The organism is Flavobacterium sp. WC2509 (genome assembly GCF_052683105.1).
In genome coordinates, this window is record NZ_JBQZFG010000001.1 from 2,581,969 (window position 1) to 2,602,378 (window position 20,410).

Below are 20,410 nucleotides of genomic sequence, written 5' to 3' on the forward strand. Positions count from 1 at the left end.
GGCTCTCAAGATTGTAACGAATAGCGGGACCAATGCTTGTTGAAAAGCCAAAACTTTCTGCTCCAAAATCAATTAATTTAACTCGGTTTTTTAAATAAAAAATTGCTTTGGTAACAAGCGACAATAAACGTAAATTTGCCAACTGAAAAATAAGAGAAAATCTTAGAAACTTAGCATCTTAGATGCTTAGAAACTTGAAGAAATGAAATACAATCCGAACGAAATAGAAGCCAAATGGCAAAAATACTGGGCTGACAATAAAACTTTTGCTGCCAAAAACGATTCAGACAAACCAAAATATTATGTTTTGGATATGTTTCCTTATCCATCTGGAGCGGGATTGCACGTTGGGCATCCGTTAGGGTACATCGCTTCGGATGTGTATTCGAGATACAAAAGACATCGCGGATTTAATGTTTTGCACCCAATGGGGTACGATAGTTTTGGATTGCCAGCTGAGCAATATGCGATTCAGACAGGGCAGCGTCCTGAGGACACGACTCGCGTAAATATTGACGGTGGTGTGGACAAGGAAGGAAAAGTGATTGCCGGGTACAGAAAGCAGTTGGACAAAATAGGATTTTCATTTGATTGGGATCGTGAAGTTCGTACTTCGAATCCTGATTATTACAAGCATACACAATGGATTTTTATCCAACTGTTTAATTCTTGGTATAATAAAAATACAGACAAGGCCGAGGATATTTCGACTTTGGTTTCTGTTTTTTCTACAGAAGGAAATGCGAATGTAAATGCGGTTTGTGACGATAATATTGAAGTTTTTTCGGCAAATGAATGGAACGCTTTCGCAAAAGAACAGCAGGAGAAAATTTTGTTGCAATACCGTTTAACCTATTTAGCTGAAACAGAAGTGAACTGGTGTCCGGGATTGGGAACGGTTTTGGCAAATGACGAAATCGTAAACGGCGTTTCAGAACGTGGTGGATTCCCGGTTATTCGTAAAAAAATGACGCAATGGAGTATGCGAATTTCGGCTTATGCTGAGCGTTTACTGCAAGGTCTGAATGATATCGACTGGAGCGAAAGCATCAAAGAAAGTCAAAGAAACTGGATTGGAAAATCCGTTGGAGCAATGGTTACTTTTAATGTAGTTCCAACAACCAACAACCAGCAACCAACAACTATTTCAGTTTTTACAACTAGACCTGATACGATTTTTGGAGTTACGTTTATGACTTTGGCACCAGAACACGAATTGGTGGCTCAAATCACAACTCCGGAACAAAAAGCAGAAGTTGAAGCCTATATCGAAAAAACAGCCAAGCGTTCCGAAAGAGAGCGTATGGCGGATGTAAAAACCATTTCGGGAGTTTTCACCGGAGCTTATGCAGAGCATCCGTTTACCAAAGAACCAATTCCTGTTTGGATTGGGGATTATGTTCTCGCAGGCTACGGAACAGGTGCTGTAATGGCGGTTCCTTGCGGTGACGAAAGAGATTATGCTTTTGCGAATTTCTTCAAAGGGCAAAACGGAATGCAGGAAATCAAAAACATTTTCGATAAAGATATTTCTGAAAGTGCTTTTGGAGCTAAAGAAGGTTTCCAATTAGTAGATTCTGATTTTTTAAATGGATTAGGATACAAAGAAGGAACAAAGAAAATAATTGAAGAGCTTGAAAAAATAGGTCAAGGAAAAGGGAAAATCAATTACCGTTTGCGTGATGCGGTTTTCTCCCGCCAAAGATATTGGGGAGAGCCTTTCCCAGTGTATTATGTGAATGGCTTACCGCAAATGATTGATGCGCAGCATTTGCCTATCATCCTGCCAGAAGTGGAAAAATATTTGCCAACCGAAGATGGATTGCCTCCTTTGGGAAATGCAACAATCTGGGCTTGGGATACAAAAAACAATGAAGTTGTAAATACTGATTTGGTTGATAATTTCGAAATTTTTCCTCTCGAATTGAACACTATGCCGGGTTGGGCGGGAAGTTCTTGGTATTGGATGCGTTATATGGATGCAAAAAATGAAGGAGAATTTGCTAGCAAAGAAGCTTTGGTTTATTGGGAAAGTGTAGATTTATACATTGGCGGAAGCGAACACGCTACAGGTCACTTGTTATATTCCCGTTTTTGGAACAAATTCTTAAAAGACAAAGGTTTTGCGCCAACTGAAGAACCATTCAAGAAATTGATTAATCAAGGGATGATTTTAGGGATGAGTGCATTCGTGTATGGATATTGGGTTTCATTTAGTAATTATATCCCATCTGATATATCTGCGGGGAAAAAACTTATGGCTGAATCTGTACACAGTCCATTTTTATTATTAGTTTCAAAAAATAATTTTGAAAAAGATGATTATCAAGAACTAGATAAATGGATATTAGAAAGATATCCAGATTCAATATCTTCTGCTGAAATTGATAGAAATAAATCATATAAAAATATTTTTAGATTTGAAAAAGTAAAACAACACGTAGATGTTTCAATGGTAAATTCTTCAGATGAATTAGATTTTGAGAAATTTAAATCGTGGAGAGATGTAAATTATAATGCAGAACTTTTCGAAAACGACAAATACATCGTTGGTCGCGAAATCGAAAAAATGTCGAAATCCAAATACAATGTAGTAACTCCGGATGATATTTGTAATGAATATGGAGCTGATACTTTGCGTTTATACGAAATGTTCTTAGGGCCATTGGAACAAGCCAAACCTTGGAACACAGCAGGAATTTCGGGAGTTTTTGGTTTCTTGAAAAAACTATGCCGTTTGTATTTTGACGAAAATGGTTTGATTGTTACCAATGACGAACCAACGAAAGATAACTTGAAATCATTGCATAAAACTATTAAGAAAGTAGCAGAGGATATCGAGAGTTTCTCTTTCAATACTTCGGTTTCACAGTTTATGATTTGTGTGAACGAATTGTCAACTCAAAATTGTCATTCTCGTGCGATTTTGGAACCATTAGCGATTTTGATTTCGCCTTATGCACCACATATTGCTGAAGAGTTATGGGCTCAATTAGGAAATACAGAATCGATTTCAACTGTTGATTTTCCTGTTTTTGAAGAAAAGCATTTGGTAGAATCAGAGAAAGAATACCCAGTTTCTTTTAATGGAAAAATGCGTTTTACGATCACATTGCCTTTGGATTTAACCAAAGAACAAATCGAGGAAATCGTAATGAAAGATGAAAGAACTCAAAAACAACTGGATGGTAAAACGCCCAATAAGGTGATTATCGTTCCAGGGAAAATTATTAATTTGGTGGGATAGAAATAAATCAAATTTCAATAACAATTTCAATGTCAATAGCAATTGACAAAAAAATAGATTCCAAATTCCAATTTAACGATTGGGGTTTGGGATTTTTTATGGGATTATGTTTGTAATATGATGTTATAGAGACGCACTGCAGTACGTCTCTATACATTGATATCTATAATATTTTTCGATGAAATATATAAATTTCATGAGAAAGGACGCTCATGTTGTTTAATGTAATAATTAAATTATTAGGAACATCAATTTTATTATTGTGAATATCAATTTAATTGTTAAAAACATCAATTTAAGTATTTAAAATATTAATTAAATTGTCATAAAAAATAATTTAATAGTTATAAATATCAATTTAATTATTATTTATAACTATTTAGTATTGTATAATGATGTTCAACTCCTGCCGAGGATCTAAATCTTGAAAATATACTTTACTTTTTACGTAAAATTTGACCTTCGATAATGTCTTTATAATGTTCAAGCGTTCCCAAAACGTATTATTCCGACTCGTGCCAAAAGACGTTACGGAATGATAATATTGGATGTTAGTATTTTGATATACACTAATTACTTAAATGCTATTTGTTCTGCTTTTTTTTATGTAACATTTTTTGCGTTTTTACAACCAATATAAAAAACAAAAAAAATGAAAAAGCACGAAGTTCACATTTTGAAAAAAAAGGCTGGTTTTTCCGGTATGAAAGAAGAATTATCAAAAGAAGTTGAGGTTTTCCTGAATGCTAAGTCTTCTGAAGGATATGAGGTTATAAATGTTTCTTTTACCTATTATGAAGGTGCAGAATTGATAGCCTTTATTACGATTTGTAAATAATTTTAGGAATGCCAAAATGACACAATTGAATTTTGGTTCATAATTTGATGTTGTATTTGTAGATTTTAAACTTTAAATTAAAAATACAAAATATGGGAATGAGTTATTTAATTCTTGCGGGCGGTATTATGCTGGCAAGTTGGTTAGTGAGTTCTACACTAAAGAGTAAGTTTGAATTTTACTCGAAACTGCATTTGCAAAACGGAATGTCTGGACGCGAAATCGCTGAGAAAATGCTTGCCGATCATGGAATACGTGATGTAAGAGTGATTTCGGTAGAAGGGCAATTGACCGATCATTACAATCCGGCGGACAAAACAGTGAATTTAAGCGAGGCGGTTTACAACCAACGAAATGCGGCAGCAGCGGCAGTTGCGGCGCACGAATGTGGTCATGCTGTGCAACACGCCACAGCTTATAGTATGTTGACTTTGCGCTCTCAGTTGGTGCCTATCGTAAATGTGGCATCTTCTTATATGCAATGGATTTTACTTGCCGGGATCTTTATGATTAATAGCTTTCCAGCACTTTTATTGATTGGAATTGTAATTTTTGCAGCAACAACTTTGTTTTCGATTGTGACTTTGCCAGTAGAATATGATGCTAGTAATCGTGCTTTGGCTTGGTTAGAGAACAAAAGAATGCTAACACAACAAGAACAAGCAGGAGCAAAAGATGCTTTGAAATGGGCTGCTAGAACCTATGTAGTTGCTGCTTTGGGTTCAATTGCTACTTTGTTGTATTATATCTCTATTTATATGGGCGGCAGGAGAAATTAATTTTTAATTAGAAATGAATTAATTAGTCAATTAGAAAATTAAAAAAAAACCTGAGAGCTAAATGCTTTCAGGTTTTTTTATAGGTAAAAAGTAAATTATCTAATTGACTAATTATCATATTATCTAATTGTTATATTCTCTAATTACAATCTTTATTCAGGCGTATTTTGTTGTTGCCATTTTTCTAAAAGAGCTATTTCGTCTGTTGTCAAAGCTGGTTTTTTATTTACAGGAGGCATGAATCTACGGTCGTCTTGTGGTAATTTAACTCGTGCAATTATTGCATCTATATTTTCTTTTACGTGTTCGTAGTTTTCTAGAGGTTCTTTTCTTCCTTGAGGAGGTAAATGACAAGGAGTACAGCTATTAGCGATAATTGGTTTGATGTCGTTATTGTAGCTTATTTTTTTTGCTTCCACATAATCTGATTTTCCTTTTTTAGTGCTACAATTAACCGTTAGCATTGCTATAACGGTCAGTATTGTGAGTAGTTGAATTTTTTTCATGTTTTTTTGATAGTTTTGAAATTAGTTTTTTTCTTTTTCGAAGTTACTAAATTTTCAAATTATAATTGAATTTGGTTATTAATTTATTGATCTAGGGAAATAAAAGTTTCGATTTTAATTTGGATTCAAAAACAGTTGAGATTGTTTTAAAAATAAAAAATCCAAATCCCAATTAAGTACAATTGGAATTTGGATTTTTAAAATATTTAGATTTTGGATATATCTATTTTGCTTTGTTGACTTCTGCAATATATTTTTCTAAAGCCATTGTCATTGATGGTGTTCCTGGTGTTGGAGCCATAATGTCTACACGTAATCCGTGATCCAATGCTTCTTTTTGAGTAGTACTACCAAAAACGGCTATTCGAGTATTGTTTTGTTCAAAATCTGGGAAGTTTTTATATAAAGATTTAATTCCAGTAGGGCTAAAGAATGCTAAAACATCATAGTAAACATCGGCCAAGTCTGATAAGTCACTCATAACTGTTTTGTAAAAAACAGCTGGAGTCCAATCCACTTTTAAAGCGTTTAATGTTACAGGAATGTCCGCATTTAATTGATCCGATGCTGGAAGCAAGAATTTTTCGTCTTTGTATTTTTTGATTAAAGGCGACAAATCAGCAAAATCTTTTGGTCCAACGTAGATTTTACGTTTTCTGTAAACTACATATTTTTGTAGATAAAAAGCTATTGCTTCAGATTGACAAAAGTATTTTAATCCTTCAGGTATTTTATAACGCATTTCTTCTGCTACTCTAAAGAAATGATCTACGCCATTTTTGCTGGTTAATATAATAGCTGTGTAGTTATTTAGATCAATTTTTTGGAGTCTAATTTCTTTTGCGTTTACTCCTTCTACATGAATAAAAGGTCTGAAATCAACTTTTACTTTATGCTTTTGTTGCAACTCAAAGTAAGGAGAATTTTCTACTTTAGGTTCTGGTTGTGACACCAAAATTGTTTTCACTTTCATAATTTAATTATTTCTAAACGCTATCTTTTGTAAACCAATAATACATAAAATAATAGGGTGCTATTTCGAGAGTGCAAAGATATAAAATAAAATAAAACAACTTGCTGAAAATTTCTTTTCTGTAAGTTTTTATCGAGAATAGGTAAAGGAAAGAGTTTAGAATCACTATGCCGTATAGGGCTACCAAAGGGATGTTGGTTAGAATTGAATTATAATAGTATAAAAGAATGTCAATTGGGAGTAATAATAAACCTATATAAGTTCGGTAGGTAACCTTCTGAGAGTTAAATTGTTCGACAACTTCTTCTATTTGGAATGCCGTAGCAATAATTTTTTCAATCAAATATTTCGATAAAATAAAGTAAATAACAAAAGTGAAAATCTGAATAAATAGTACCCAATCCGTTTTTGATCCATAGCCGAAATGGCATAATAAAATTTGAATAAAAAATGAAAAAGAGATTATTTGAACAAAAAATAACGAAATGGTAAACATACCCATCAAGTGGCTGCTGTCTCTGTATATTCGAGTGTATTTGTCTGAGAAAATTAATTTCGTAAAATCTTCAAAACGATTTTCATAAATGGATTTAGTCAAAGCGATAATACCCAAAGCCATAATAAAAAGGATGGTTACCCAATCGCTGGTGTCTGTTATTCTAGGATGAAGTACGTGTTCAGTCATAATTACAGCAAAATTAGTGATTTTTATAACATTATTTATTATAATTTTATAATAATCAAGTGGCATAAAAAGGTTACTTTTGCATCGAAATTACGCGTAATATGAACAATTGCATTGTTATAATTCCTACCTATAACGAAATTGAAAACATCGAAAGCATTATTAGGGCTGTGCTCTCTCAACACAGACCTTTCCATGTCTTAGTTATTGATGATAACTCTCCAGATTTTACCGCTGATAAAGTGGTTATGCTTCAAAAAGAGTATGAAGGTAGATTGTTTTTAGAAAAAAGAGCCGAAAAATCAGGATTAGGTACTGCGTATGTTCATGGTTTTAAATGGGCATTGAAAAATAATTACGATTTTGTTTTTGAAATGGACGCTGATTTTTCTCACAATCCAAATGATTTAGAAAAATTATACGATGCTTGTCATTTTGGTGATGCCGATTTATCGATTGGTTCCCGTTATGTGACAGGTGTAAATGTTGTAAATTGGCCATTAAGTCGTGTTTTAATGTCTTATTTTGCGTCAGTTTATGTTCGTATGATTACTGGAATGAAAATACATGATGCAACAGCAGGTTTTGTTTGTTATAAAAGAAATGTACTCGAATCCATTAATTTAGATAAAATAAGATTTGTGGGTTATGCATTTCAGATTGAAATGAAATACCGTACCTATTGTAAAAAATTGGCAATTTCGGAAGTGCCTATTATTTTTACAGATAGAACCAAAGGCCAGTCTAAAATGAGTAATTCTATAATAGTGGAAGCCGTATTTGGAGTTATTTTATTGCGTTTAAAAAAAATAGTTAACAGTTTGTAAAAGAGAATACTATGAATAGATATTTAATTAAGAATGCTAAAATAGTTAATGAAGGAGTTATTTTTGAAGGAGATGTTCTTGTAGAGAATAATCTTATTGTTGAGGTTTCGGATAATATTAGTCTGAAATCGTCTGACTGCATGATTATTGATGCCGAAGGAAATTATCTTATGCCAGGTGTTATTGATGATCAAGTGCATTTTAGAGAGCCAGGTCTTACACATAAAGGCGATATTGAATCTGAGTCTAGAGCGGCTGTTGCGGGTGGGATAACCTCATTCATTGAGCAGCCCAATACTGTTCCAAATGCTGTTACTCAGGAAATTTTAGAAGAAAAATATCAAATTGCTGCCGAAAAGTCTTTTGCCAATTATTCTTTTATGATGGGGGCTACCAATGATAATTTGGAAGAAGTATTAAAAACAAATCCAAAAAATGTAGCTGGGATTAAAATATTTTTAGGGTCTTCTACTGGAAATATGTTAGTTGACAATGAGGCAATTTTAGAAAAAATATTTTCATGTACTTCTATGTTGATTGCAGTTCATTGTGAAGATGAGCAGACTATCAAAAACAATCTGGAAAAATATAAAGAAGAATATGGTGAAGATGTTCCTGTAACAGCTCATCATCTTATTCGTAGTGAAGAGGCTTGTTATTTGTCTTCTTCAAAAGCCATTGCTTTGGCTAAAAAAACAGGAGCGAGATTGCATGTTTTTCATCTTTCGACTGCCAAAGAAATGGAATTGTTTACCAATAAAATTCCACTAGAAGAAAAAAAGATTACTGCTGAAGTTTGTGTGCATCACTTGTGGTTTACCAATGATGACTATGAAACAAAAGGGAATTTTATCAAATGGAATCCAGCAGTAAAAACTGAAAATGATAGAAAAGTCTTGTGGGAAGCGTTGAATGATGGTCGTATTGATGTAATCGCTACTGATCACGCACCTCACACATTAGAAGAAAAAAAACAAAAATACCTGCAAGCTCCTTCTGGAGGACCATTGGTACAACACGCTCTTGTTGCTATGTTTGAAGCGCATCATCAAGGTAAGATAAGTGTGGAAAAGATTGTAGAAAAGATGTGTCACAACCCTGCTAAAATTTTCAAAATTGAAAAGAGAGGCTTTGTTAAGGAAGGTTATTATGCTGATTTAGTTATAATCAATCCAGGGTTGCCTTGGAGTGTGAAGAAAGAAAATATACTTTCAAAATGCGGATGGTCACCTTTTGAAAAATATACTTTTAAATCTAGAATTACGCATACTTTTGTTAATGGTAAGTTGGTTTACTCTGGTTTTAAAGTAAAAGACATTCGTGCGGGAGAAAGAATGTTATTCGACCGATAAAAAATATAAGATGAAAAAAGTACTATCACTTTTTATTTTGGTTGCTTTATTTTTAAGTTGTAATAAGGATTTGGTGGAAAAGCCAGATAATCTTATTGAAAAAAATGTAATGAAAGAGATTCTTTATGATGTGTTTCTTTTAGATGTTATAAAATATCAAAATCCAGACATATTGTACGCTAATGGTGTTAATCCAAATACATATATTTTTAAAAAATACAAAATTGACAGTATTCAGTTTGTAAAGAGTAATGCTTATTATGCTTCCGATTATAGAGAGTATAAAAAAATGTATGATGAGGTTAATGATCGGTTAAAAAATGAGAAAAAGTCAATAGACTTAATAAATAAAAAGGCTGAAAAAAAGGCTCTAGCACTTAAAAAAGCAAAAGCGAAGAAAGCAAAAGAATTAAAAATTAAGAGAGAAAAAGATTCTATTAATAAGGTAAAAAAAGAGAAAGAATTAAAACTTAAAAAGAAAGATTCTATCGCTAAAGTCAATGCTGAGAAAAAGAAAGCAAAGACTAAAAAAACAAATAAAGTTACTAAATAGCAATTTCTTTTATATAATCAAAAACGTCTGTGAATGTTATGTTCAAGGCGTTTTTTATTTTTGTATTAGAATATAAATCAGTGGAATAGGATGATTTTACAGTGGCTTTACTAAGTTGTCTTTTTGTTCTAAAAACTGTAGAAATTACCCAGTCTAATTGGGATAAACTGTTTAATATTAAAGGGGTAGCGTGAAATTTGGGTCTTTTTACTTTTAAAGCATCCGCTATAGAGAATAAGATATTTTCAAAAGTAATATTTTGAGCAATCAATGTGTATCGTTCTCCATGTATGTCACTCTTCATTAATTGATACATAATTGTCGTTACATCGGTTACAGCAATATAACCAGTAGATCCTTTCGTGTAAAAAGGAAATCCATTTTTGATTTTGGTAAAAAATTCACCGCTTCCTTGATCCCAAAAACCAGGTCCGATAATAACGCCAGGATTTATCATTACCACTTGAAGTCCTTCTTGTTGACCACGCCAGATTTCCATTTCAGCACCATATTTTGAAATTGCATAATCGCTATGCAGTTTTTCGGGATTCCATTCGGTTTCTTCAGTGATAATTGTTTCGTGAGCAGCCAGGTCTCCAAGAGCAGCTATTGAGCTTATGTGACAAAGTTTTTGAATGTTGTAAGCCAAACAAAAATTTACAATATTCGCTGTGCCTTCGATATTTGTTTTTCGGATGCGGTTTTCGTCTTTTGGGTCGAATGAAATCATCGCAGCACAGTGATACACATGTGTGATTCCCTGAAAAGCATCTTCTAGTGTAGGAATGTCAAGAATGTCAGCTTGTATCCATTCAATGGCTTCAAAAAGAGAGTCTTTTTTGTATAATGAAAATAATGATTTAGTTTTTTGGATGTTTTCCAGATTTCTATAAATGGCTCGAACTCGTTCACCTTTTTCTGTTAAGTGAATTAAGAGATGTGCTCCTACTAAACCTGTTCCTCCTGTTACTAATATCATATTTACAAATATATTATTTTATGTTGATTCGTTAAATCGTTAAAGTGTTTATTTGGTAAAACTTTTTTACGATTAACCGATTAAACAAATAAGCAAATCAACATTAAATTTTATCTTTGCCCAAAATTGACTATTATATAAATGAAAAATATTATTTCCGAATTACAATGGCGTGGTTTAGTTCACGATATCATGCCAGGAACAGAAGAACAACTTTTAAAAGAAATGACAACTACTTACATCGGATTTGATCCTACATCAGATTCTTTGCATATTGGTAGTTTGGTGCCGATTATCTTACTGGTTCATCTTAAAAATTTTGGTCACAAACCTATTGCTTTAGTTGGTGGTGCTACAGGAATGATTGGAGATCCTTCTGGGAAATCGGATGAAAGAAATTTATTAGATGAAGCAACTTTAAATCATAATGTTGAAGGAATAAAAGGTGTTTTATCTCGTTTTTTAGATTTTAATGATACTACTGTGAATGCGCCTGTTTTAGTCAATAATTACGATTGGATGAAAGGTTTGTCATTCATTAATTTTGCACGTGATGTGGGTAAAAGAATCACAGTAAATTATATGATGGCTAAAGATTCTGTGAAGAAAAGATTAGCTGGAGAAGGTGAAGGAATGTCATTTACTGAGTTTACGTACCAATTGATTCAAGGATACGATTTTTATCATTTGCACAAAGAATACAATTGTTTACTGCAAATGGGAGGTTCAGACCAATGGGGAAATATCACCACAGGAACTGAATTAGTTCGTAGAATGAATGTTGGAGAAGAAGCCAAGGCGTTTGCAATGACTTGTCCTTTGATTACTAAAGCAGATGGTTCTAAATTTGGTAAATCCGAAGGTGGAAATGTATGGTTAACAGCTGATAAAACTTCGGTGTATAAATTTTACCAATTTTGGTTGAATACAACAGATGTGGATGCCGAAAAATATATCAAAATCTTTACTTTTTTAGATAAAGAAACAATTGATGCTTTAATTGAAGAACACAAAGTTGCGCCACATTTAAGAGTCTTGCAAAAGAAATTAGCCGAGGAACTGACTATTTTTGTGCACTCAAAAGAAGAGTTAGAGAAAGCAATTCAAGCATCGAATATTTTATTTGGAAACTCAAATGCTGAAGATTTGAAGCAATTGGATTCGGCTACTTTTTTAGAAGTTTTTGATGGTGTTCCTCAAGCCGAAATTAGTAAATCTGATATTGAATCAGGTTTGGATATTGTTTCTGTTCTAAATGAAAAAACAGGCTTTTTTAAATCAAATGGTGAGGCAAGACGCGCTTTAACAGCGAATTCTATTTCTGTAAATAGAGAAAAAATAAAAGAAGATTTTGTTTTGTCAACAAACGATTTAATCAATAACGAATTTGTGTTATTACAAAGCGGAAAGAAAAATTATTTTGTGATTAGAGTGGTTTAACTGTTTAATCGGTAAATAGTTTAATTGGAATGATACCCGATTCAACTTTTTTAAATAACCATTAAATTACAACCTCGAATATCCGAATTATCAAAACGTCCCAATACCTCGAAAGAGTTGTTGGGATATTTTTTGCCCAAATCCTGCGTAGCAATAAACGAACAGGAATTGATGTTGGCTAGGTCAATTACGTTTATTCCGCCTGTTTTGCCGTTGTTTATATAAGTAAGAGCATCTTCGGTATCGCGAATGTGGATTTGCATCCAAGACGGGCATTCAAATATGCCGTTTCCTAATGAATACGATTGAGAAAGTAGTTCAGTCATGCCGTATTCAGAATGGATAGCAGTAACGCTAAATCCGCTACAAAGCTGTTCGTGTAATTCTTCGCGAATCATTTCTTTGCGTTTGCCTTTCATGCCGCCAGTTTCCATGATAATGGTGTGTTGTAGCTGGAAGGTTCTTTTTTCGATTAAATCTAATAAAGCATAAGTAACTCCAATCAGAATTACATTTTGTCCTGCTTTATCTAATTCAATCATTTTTTGGATTAATTCCTCGTGATTGTTGAGGTAAAAACCACTATCGCTGTTGTTTGTAAGTTGTATTAAATCTTCAACCATGTGGATTAAAGACGAACCTTCTCTTTCAAGATAGGACGGAAGTAGTGCTAAGATGACATAATCTTCAATGTTTCCATAAAACTGAGAAAATGCTTGGCGATAGCTTTCTTCATAAACGGAAACGTCAGTCACCAAATGTTTGCTGGTAATAGCGCCTGTAGTGCCGCTACTTGTAAAAGTAGTTTCAATAGGATTATTGTTTGATACAACATGGTGACTCTTGAAAAACTGAATCGGTAAAAAAGGGATTTGATGCAGTGACTTTACCTTTTGTGGATTTGTTTTTAATAAATCGCAAAATTCCTGGTAAACCAAATTATTTTCATATTGAAAACGGAATACTTTCAAAGCTATTTTTTCAAATTGCTTATGACTCGAAATGCTAAATATGTCGCTGGTTGTAATCAAGATTTTTTTGATGGCAAAGATATTATATTTTTAAGCCTTTTTTGTTTTTTGGTATTTATCCTTTAAAAAAAGAACAAAAAAAAGTTCCAATGATTATTGGAACTTTTATGATTTTGTTATCTGAAATTATTGAACGATTAGTTTTCTGCTGCTAGTAGCTCCTTCTTCTGTAATTTTTATGATATAAACACCTGGTGAAAGATTTGAGATGTTTAGTTCTCGAGTATTAATGATATTTTGTAATACCTTTTTTCCTAATACATTAAAGATGATTATTTCTTTTTCTGAGTCTTTTTTTGAAGTGATGTAAACTTTACCGCTAGTCACGGGATTTGGATACAAACTTAACCCTTCAATTGAAACGTCTTCTTGAATTTTCGGCTGTTTACTATCTTGTGCTAGTGCACCAGTAGTAAAAAAAATGACCGCTAAGAGTATAATATAAAAGTAGTTTTTTGCCATCAGCTTATTTTGAAGAGTAAAGATAGAAAAAAAATCAGACAAAAAAAAACATCCTAAATTTTTAGGATGTTTTTAATATTTATTTAACTAAAGAGTTTTATTTTAACAAATTAACTCCATCAACTGTAGCCCATGCACCAGCAGTTAAATTAGCACCTGTTGCAGTAGTACTTTGAGTGAAAGTTCCAGAAGGGAAAGCAACCACAATTAAATCAGTAGCACCAATTGGTAAAACATTCGTAGTGTTAGTGATTTTTACATCTGTAAGTTTAATTTTAGATGTTTTTACTTGGTGGTTATTTGTTACATCATCAAGTATGCTTACTGCGCTACCTTTGAAAACTGTACCACCAGCATTTGTGAAGTTACCATAACCATCGATGATGATGTTACTATATGTTCCGTTTCCTTCTCTTTTGAATTGGAAAGCATCCACTTGATTGTCGCCAACTTCTGGTACATTTCCAGCTTCTCTTTTTAGAGTAATGTTTGTAACTGTTGGTCCAAATGTATTGTCATTTAATGAAGCTTCTATTTCCATACCGTAGTTTCCTTTACCTGTTTGGTAAGCGTACCAGTTTGTATTAGCAGCACCTTGCCATCCATCTTGCCAGTCAAAAGCATCATCGTAGTTACCATAAGAGATAGCATTTGTCATACTTACAGTTCCACCAAAGAATTCGTATCCATCATCAGCACCTTTATAAGATACTAAGTGATCTAAAGTTGTTCCTGTACCTACAGAGTAGAAAGTAAAACCATTGTTTTCTTTATCTCCATCAGCTAATTTTGCACCAGCATATTCAACTCTTGTGTATACTAATGAACCACCATTGTGAGCAGCATTTGTTCCACCATAAGTAATTTTATTTCCATCTTCTGAAGTTGAAGTAGTACCTCCACCAGCTACTTTTGCAGGAGCATCACCATACATAATGATACCTCCCCAAGATCCTGGAAGTTTTGATTTTTCAGTAAATACAACTGGTTTGTCAGCAGTTCCTTTTGTGATTAATTTTCCACCATTCAATACAACTAAAGCATTGTCTCCATTAGCTTTGTCAATAGTGATTGTAGATCCTGCTTCAAAAGTTACTGTAACACCAGAGTTGATTTTTACAATTCCGATTAAGTTATAGTTTCCGTAAGGATAAGTTACGTTTGCAGTAATTGGTCCTTTGATATCTCCTGTTGCTGCAGGTGTTGCAGTTACAGTTACAGTTCTTGTTATGTTTTCATTTCCTGTTACAGCATATGTAATAACAGATGTTCCAACAGATACTCCAGTTATTACTCCAGTTTTAGAATCAACAGTTGCTACTGCAGGAGTTGCACTTGTAAAAGTACCACCTGGAGTTGTGCTTGAAAAGGTAGTAGTTCCACCTACGACAATACTTTCTGTACCAGTTAATTCATCTGTTTCTACTGTTGAATTATCATCACTACTACATGATGCGATTAATAAGCCTAAAGACATTGCTAAAGCTAAAAATTTTGTTTTCATAGTTGTTGTATTATTTTTGTTTTTTATTTTCAACAAATTTACAGGCAAAATTCTCCTTGCGAGTTACCAGAACATTACATTAGAGTTATCAAAAAATAAGATTAATGTCAAGTAAATGTTAAGTGTATTGAATTTGTTTTTAATGTTTTATGTTTTAGTACAATGCGAATTCATTAATAAAAAAAGCCCCGAAATACGGAGCTTTAATTGTTTATGTATTTTAGAAACAGTTTCTAGAAAGTATACCCAAGTTTTACTGAAAACCCAATTCCTTTTTTATAGCTATTTGCTAATAATGATTCTTCAGCTACTTTTATCGTTCCATCGTTTCCGAATTCAAGTTTTCGTACTGGATTCAATAAGTTGTCTGCGGTGAATTTCACATCAAAATGTTCAGAAATTTTACTTCCCCATACAAGATCTAATTGTTGTACTGGTAATTCATAAGTATTATCTTGACCATTGGTTCCTACTGCAAATATTCTTTTACCAAAAACACCATAAACCAGTGAAATAGTATTTGACCAATCTTTGCTTAAATTGAATTCATATTTCAAATCTGAATTCACTAGCCAATCTGATGCCCCTTGTAATGATCTCGATTGGTGTGTTTCGATAGAAGGTTTTACGGTGACAACTCCATCTTCATCTATAGATTCAGATGTTGGGCTTACAGTAACTTTTGTTGACATTAAAGTAGCATTAAATCCCCATGAGAAATTAGCTAGGCTTTCGTCAATTCTTTCTAATCCAAGTAGAAGTTCAGCCTCAATACCAAATAAATTAGCGCTGTCAGAATTTAGAAAAGTGGTAACTGTTCCAGTTGTTGCATTAGAGATAAATGTTTTTTCGATTGGATTGATAAGGTGTTTTCCAAATAGTCCGAAAACAATCATTTCTTTTGCAGTTGGAAACAATTCATATTTTAAATCCGCATTGTAATTATCACTGTTTTTCAAAATTGAATTCCCTTGAGTTGATGTTCCGTCAGGATTTATGAAAGTAATAGGGAAAGATTCCATAATAACTGGTCGAGTATATGTTTTGCTTGCTGCAAAACGAATATTACTGCTTTCTGTCATTAAATATTTTAGGTTTAATGAAGGTAAGAAATACGAGTTGTCATATTTTAATGTCTTGAAAGGAGCAGTGAAAGTCCCCAATGTTCTATAGTAGGTTTCTTTAGTTGTGTTTTCAAATCGAATTCCTCCATTAACTTCAAATTTTTCTCCAAACTTTAAAAACAAATTTGCATAACCAGCATTAGCCATTTCGTCAAGTTTAACTTTGTAAGTTGCATTAGAGCTTTCGCTGAAAACAACTTTTTTGGCTTTAATATCGTTAATTATTTGGTTGTCAATATTATTTATGCTTGAAGAGAAACCATTACCAGCACTTGCAACAAAACGGTATGAAGATTCCATCTGAGATCCGTTACCATTGTAGCCAACTGTTAATTTGTTTTGCTTGTCGTTTTTTCCAAATTTTAAATTATACTCAGCCATTGCAGAATAAAATGAATTACCATCTACCGTTAAATACTGGCGTAAGAAATTATTTCCTCCATAAGAGGTACTAATCTTGTCTTCACCTTCTTTAATACCTGAAAAGAATTTTCTGTCTGGTTGCTCATATTTTGTAATTGCATAGGAAGCTCCAGCTTTGATCGTTTGATTTTTATCTTTTGTTATAGCATATTCGCCAAGCAATTGTCCGTTTAAATAATCACTTTTTTCCAATTGATTGGTACGAATAAGAGTGTTTTGAATTGCAGTTCCACCAGATTGACCGAATTGATCTTTTATTGAGTTTAAGGTCGTTCTGATATATAGTGTGTTAAACGATAATTTAAGTCTGTCAGTGCTATAGTTTAATCCAACTAATGCTGAGTTAGTAGTTTTAAATCGGTAGTCAGTAGTTACAAAGTTGTTTAGATATTTTGAACCCGAAGATTGTAAATCGATAGTTCTGTCAACACCTTCTCTTACTGCAAAATTATTATCGTAGTTTATAGAAAGTAAATATGAAAAAACATTACTGTTTTTCAAGTTGAATTTCTCAGAATGAAGTAAATTAATGCTTGTGTTTAATGGACTTTTTCCTTCACTTACACTAAAACCTTTATTGTTGGTGACAGAGTTTAATGCTTGATTAGTTGAAAATGTTTTTCGTGTAGCAGTTTCTCCAAGAAAACCTGGAATTTGTCTTTCGCTTCCATTAAAACCAAAAAAACCTTTTGTAGTTTGTGCATCTTGAGAAAGCAAGAAATCGCTAAGACTGTTTGCTGTTGTATAACCAAAGCCAACATTTAATTTTGTAACGCTCTTGCTTACTTTTGAAGTTTGTATATTGAAAGTTCCTCCAGCAAAATCACCATAGATGTTTGGATTGAAAGTTTTGTAAACATCAATTACCCCAACAATATTAGTTGGAAACAAATCCAAAGGAACAATTTTTGAAAATGGATTGTTAGTTGGTGCAGCTAGATCATTAATCAACAAATTATTATAACGATCTTCCAATCCACGTACAAATAATCCACGAGAACCTACTTTTGTAATTCCAGTGATTTTTGTTAAACCTTCTTCAACGTCACTAACACCTTTACGGGACATTTCCTGTGCACCAATACTTTGTTTGATTACCACAGCTTGTTTTTGTTCCAATAATAAGGCAGTTTCTTTTTCTCTTGTACCACTGTTGGTTTTGATTACTACATCTTTTAGTTTGTAGCTTCCAGATCCCAAAGAGCTGTTTAGTGTTGCAGTTTGATTTGCAACAACTGTTACTGGAGCTTCTACAGATTCATAACCCACAAAGCTAAATTGAATAATGTAATTTCCAGGAGCGGCCGTAATTGTATATTTTCCATCAATATCTGTATTAACACCAGTTTTTGTTCCTTTTATTTGAACATTAGCAAATGGTAATGGCTGATTGTTGGAGTCTTTGTCTAATAAAACACCTGTTATGGTTCCATTTTGCGAGAAACCAATAGCACAAATAAATAGTGTAAAGAATAGAAATTTTAATTTCATTTTAAGTTGTATTTAATTTTCGGCAAAGAAATGGCAGGATTCTAGTCTTTGTGTTAAGCATGAGTTATCAATCAATGTTATAATTATTATGAAATTGTTACCATATTAAATTAAGGTTAAGTCAGTCTTTTTTATATTGTTAATAATAGTTTATTGTTACTTTTACATTGCAATAAAAAGTTATTGTATACTAATAACATGGTTTATACAATAGAAAAACTTAATTTTTGCTATTAAATATGAAGAAAAGAAACACCAAGATTCTTCTGGTAGATGATGAACCAGATGTATTAGAAATTGTGGGCTATAATTTAGCACAAGAAGGATACCAAATAGTTACAGCTGCAAACGGTAAAGAAGCTGTTGAAAAAGCAAAAAAAGAGCTTCCTAGTCTTATTATAATGGATGTAATGATGCCAGAGATGGATGGTATGGAAGCGTGTGAGAATATTAGAAAGATTCCTGAATTAAATAATGTTATCATTACCTTTTTGACTGCTAGAAATGAAGATTACTCACAAGTTGCCGGATTTGATGCAGGTGCCGATGATTATATTACTAAGCCGATTAAACCAAAATTATTGGTTAGTAAAGTGAAGGCTTTGATGAGAAGACTAAAAGAGCAGGATCAAAATAGTGAAACTCTTAATGTAGGCGGTATCGAAATTAATCGTGAAGAATATAAGATCGTTAAGGATAATGTGGAAATTGCCTTGCCTAGAAAAGAGTTTGAATTGTTTTACTTACTAGCTTCCAAACCAGGAAAAGTATTTAAAAGAGAAGAAATTCTAGACAAAGTTTGGGGTAATGATGTTGTTGTTGGTGGTAGGACTATAGATGTACATATTAGAAAACTTCGTGAAAAAATTGGTGATGAACTTTTTAAAACCATAAAAGGAGTAGGGTATAAGTTCGAAGTTTAAAATAAGTGGTACTTTTGATAGGTTTTTTATAGTCTTTTCAAATGTATCTAAAATGTTTGCCAAATCAATAATGAATATTAGTTTCAAAAAAAGTTACAAGTTTGCTATAAAATCAGCATTGTATATCAGTCTGTTTGTTTCTGGATTTTGTATGATTCTTTCTGTAATTTTATATAAATCTTCATTCAGCAAAATGCTATTGTTTGGTTTTGTTAGCCTGTTTTTTGTATACATGTTTTCTTTTTTCGTTTTGCAATATCGTGTTGAACGTTTTATCTATCGTAGAGTAAAAAAAATCTACGATGATGTATCTTTATTAGAATCCACTACTTTTATCAATAAGCCTATCACGACAGATATGGAGACTTTGACCAGAGAGGTGAAGAAATTTGCTACTGATAAAAAGTTAGAAATAGAAATGCTGCAGATACGTGAGGAGTATCGAAGAGAATTTTTAGGAAATGTTTCCCATGAGCTCAAAACACCATTGTTTACGGTTCAAGGATATTTGTCGACACTTCTTGATGGTGCGATGGAAGATAAAACCATTAGAAAAAAATACTTAAAACGTGCCGAAAAAGGTGTTGAGAGATTAATTTACATTGTTGAAGATTTGGATATGATTACCAAGTTAGAATCGGGTGATTTGAATCTTGAGTTTACCAAATTTGATCTTGTTAAGCTGATTCAAAATGTTTTCGATTTGTTAGAAATGAAAGCAGAAAAAAAGAATATCACTTTGTCGTTTGAGAATGAAAATATTAAGCCTGTTTTTGTAAATGGTGATAAAGATAAGATTCAACAAGTGGTTGAAAATCTAATCGTAAACTCCATAAAATACGGAAAAGAAGGCGGTTTGACTGAAGTTTCCATTGTGAATTTAACCAATAAAAAAGTTATAGTGCGTTTTTCAGATAATGGAGAAGGGATAGAAGCACATAATATACCACGTCTTTTTGAACGTTTTTATAGAGTAGATAAAAGTGGTTCGAGAAGCGAAGGAGGTTCAGGATTAGGACTTTCTATAGTTAAGCATATCATTGAAGCGCATAAAGAAAAAATTTATGTAGAAAGTGAGTTTGGGATTGGTTCTGACTTTTCATTTACACTCGAAAAGACATTTATTACCGATCAATTTGGTTTGAAGAATAAAGGAATTGAATAATTTAGTAATCTTGAAATAAATTAAATTCAAGTCATAAATAATTTGTAATTAAGTAATTACGTCTTTTTAACTTATAGAAAAACTTCAATTCGTTTTAGGGGAATATCT

General features: G+C 32.7%; 17 protein-coding genes. 9 read left to right on the forward strand and 8 right to left on the reverse strand.

What is annotated here, in order from left to right; genetic code table 11:
- Positions 1-202: 202 nt before the first annotated feature.
- From ACUN3A_RS10755 to ACUN3A_RS10765, 3 genes are all read left to right on the forward strand, one after another.
- Positions 203-3,247 carry a leucine--tRNA ligase gene (locus ACUN3A_RS10755; protein WP_445551294.1) on the forward strand — a complete coding sequence of 1,015 codons (3,045 nt, stop codon included), beginning with the start codon at positions 203-205 and terminating at the stop codon, positions 3,245-3,247.
- A gap of 652 nt (positions 3,248-3,899) precedes the next feature.
- Entirely contained in the window at positions 3,900-4,085 is a 186-nt protein-coding gene (locus ACUN3A_RS10760) for a hypothetical protein (protein ID WP_445551295.1), read from the forward strand.
- A 92-nt stretch (positions 4,086-4,177) separates the two neighbouring features.
- Entirely contained in the window at positions 4,178-4,864 is a 687-nt protein-coding gene (locus tag ACUN3A_RS10765; protein WP_445551296.1) for a zinc metallopeptidase, read from the forward strand.
- Between the two features lie 152 nt (positions 4,865-5,016).
- Here ACUN3A_RS10765 and ACUN3A_RS10770 read toward each other — a convergent pair whose 3' ends face one another.
- The 3 genes from ACUN3A_RS10770 to ACUN3A_RS10780 all read right to left on the reverse strand — a co-directional run bounded on the left by ACUN3A_RS10770 (position 5,017) and on the right by ACUN3A_RS10780 (position 7,028).
- Positions 5,017-5,370: a hypothetical protein gene (locus ACUN3A_RS10770; RefSeq protein ID WP_445551297.1), complete on the reverse strand. Its 354-nt coding sequence runs from the start codon at positions 5,368-5,370 to the stop codon at positions 5,017-5,019.
- Between the two features lie 223 nt (positions 5,371-5,593).
- The gene (locus tag ACUN3A_RS10775; protein WP_445551298.1) at positions 5,594-6,343 is read right to left on the reverse strand and encodes a uroporphyrinogen-III synthase; all 750 of its coding nucleotides are present in this window, start codon (positions 6,341-6,343) and stop codon (positions 5,594-5,596) included.
- Positions 6,344-6,356: 13 nt separating this feature from the next.
- A complete protein-coding gene (locus tag ACUN3A_RS10780) occupies positions 6,357-7,028 on the reverse strand; it encodes a DUF4271 domain-containing protein (protein WP_445551299.1) in 672 nt (223 codons plus the stop codon).
- Between the two features lie 101 nt (positions 7,029-7,129).
- Between ACUN3A_RS10780 and ACUN3A_RS10785 the strand changes: the two genes are divergently transcribed.
- From ACUN3A_RS10785 to ACUN3A_RS10795, 3 genes are read left to right on the forward strand one after another with little or no spacing between them, the layout of a single operon-like run.
- A complete protein-coding gene (locus ACUN3A_RS10785; protein WP_445551300.1) occupies positions 7,130-7,855 on the forward strand; it encodes a polyprenol monophosphomannose synthase in 726 nt (241 codons plus the stop codon).
- Positions 7,856-7,866: 11 nt separating this feature from the next.
- Complete coding sequence (locus ACUN3A_RS10790) at positions 7,867-9,207, forward strand: dihydroorotase (RefSeq protein ID WP_445551301.1); 1,341 nt, start codon at positions 7,867-7,869, stop codon at positions 9,205-9,207.
- Between the two features lie 10 nt (positions 9,208-9,217).
- Positions 9,218-9,760 carry a DUF4296 domain-containing protein gene (locus tag ACUN3A_RS10795; protein WP_445551302.1) on the forward strand — a complete coding sequence of 181 codons (543 nt, stop codon included), beginning with the start codon at positions 9,218-9,220 and terminating at the stop codon, positions 9,758-9,760.
- On the opposite strand, the gene ACUN3A_RS10800 is transcribed toward ACUN3A_RS10795, so the two are convergent.
- On the reverse strand, positions 9,753-10,739 hold the full coding sequence (locus tag ACUN3A_RS10800) for an NAD-dependent epimerase/dehydratase family protein (protein ID WP_445551303.1): 987 nt from the start codon (positions 10,737-10,739) through the stop codon (positions 9,753-9,755). The genes ACUN3A_RS10795 and ACUN3A_RS10800 overlap by 8 nt on opposite strands.
- Positions 10,740-10,880: 141 nt before the next feature.
- Between ACUN3A_RS10800 and tyrS the strand changes: the two genes are divergently transcribed.
- Positions 10,881-12,179, forward strand: a complete 1,299-nt coding sequence (tyrS, locus tag ACUN3A_RS10805; protein ID WP_445551304.1) for a tyrosine--tRNA ligase — start codon at positions 10,881-10,883, stop codon at positions 12,177-12,179.
- 50 nt (positions 12,180-12,229) lie between these two features.
- On the opposite strand, the gene ACUN3A_RS10810 is transcribed toward tyrS, so the two are convergent.
- The 4 genes from ACUN3A_RS10810 to ACUN3A_RS10825 form a co-directional block, all read right to left on the reverse strand.
- Positions 12,230-13,210: a LuxE/PaaK family acyltransferase gene (locus ACUN3A_RS10810; protein ID WP_445551305.1), complete on the reverse strand. Its 981-nt coding sequence runs from the start codon at positions 13,208-13,210 to the stop codon at positions 12,230-12,232.
- A gap of 126 nt (positions 13,211-13,336) precedes the next feature.
- Positions 13,337-13,672, reverse strand: a complete 336-nt coding sequence (locus ACUN3A_RS10815; protein WP_445551306.1) for a T9SS type A sorting domain-containing protein — start codon at positions 13,670-13,672, stop codon at positions 13,337-13,339.
- 97 nt (positions 13,673-13,769) lie between these two features.
- Complete coding sequence (locus tag ACUN3A_RS10820; RefSeq protein ID WP_445551307.1) at positions 13,770-15,176, reverse strand: hypothetical protein; 1,407 nt, start codon at positions 15,174-15,176, stop codon at positions 13,770-13,772.
- A gap of 233 nt (positions 15,177-15,409) precedes the next feature.
- Positions 15,410-18,214 carry a TonB-dependent receptor domain-containing protein gene (locus ACUN3A_RS10825; protein WP_445551308.1) on the reverse strand — a complete coding sequence of 935 codons (2,805 nt, stop codon included), beginning with the start codon at positions 18,212-18,214 and terminating at the stop codon, positions 15,410-15,412.
- Between the two features lie 239 nt (positions 18,215-18,453).
- Between ACUN3A_RS10825 and ACUN3A_RS10830 the strand changes: the two genes are divergently transcribed.
- A complete protein-coding gene (locus tag ACUN3A_RS10830; RefSeq protein WP_445551309.1) occupies positions 18,454-19,137 on the forward strand; it encodes a response regulator transcription factor in 684 nt (227 codons plus the stop codon).
- 70 nt (positions 19,138-19,207) lie between these two features.
- Positions 19,208-20,302 (forward strand): sensor histidine kinase, encoded by a 1,095-nt coding sequence (locus tag ACUN3A_RS10835; protein ID WP_445552831.1) that lies wholly within the window; start codon positions 19,208-19,210, stop codon positions 20,300-20,302.
- Positions 20,303-20,410: the final 108 nt, after the last annotated feature.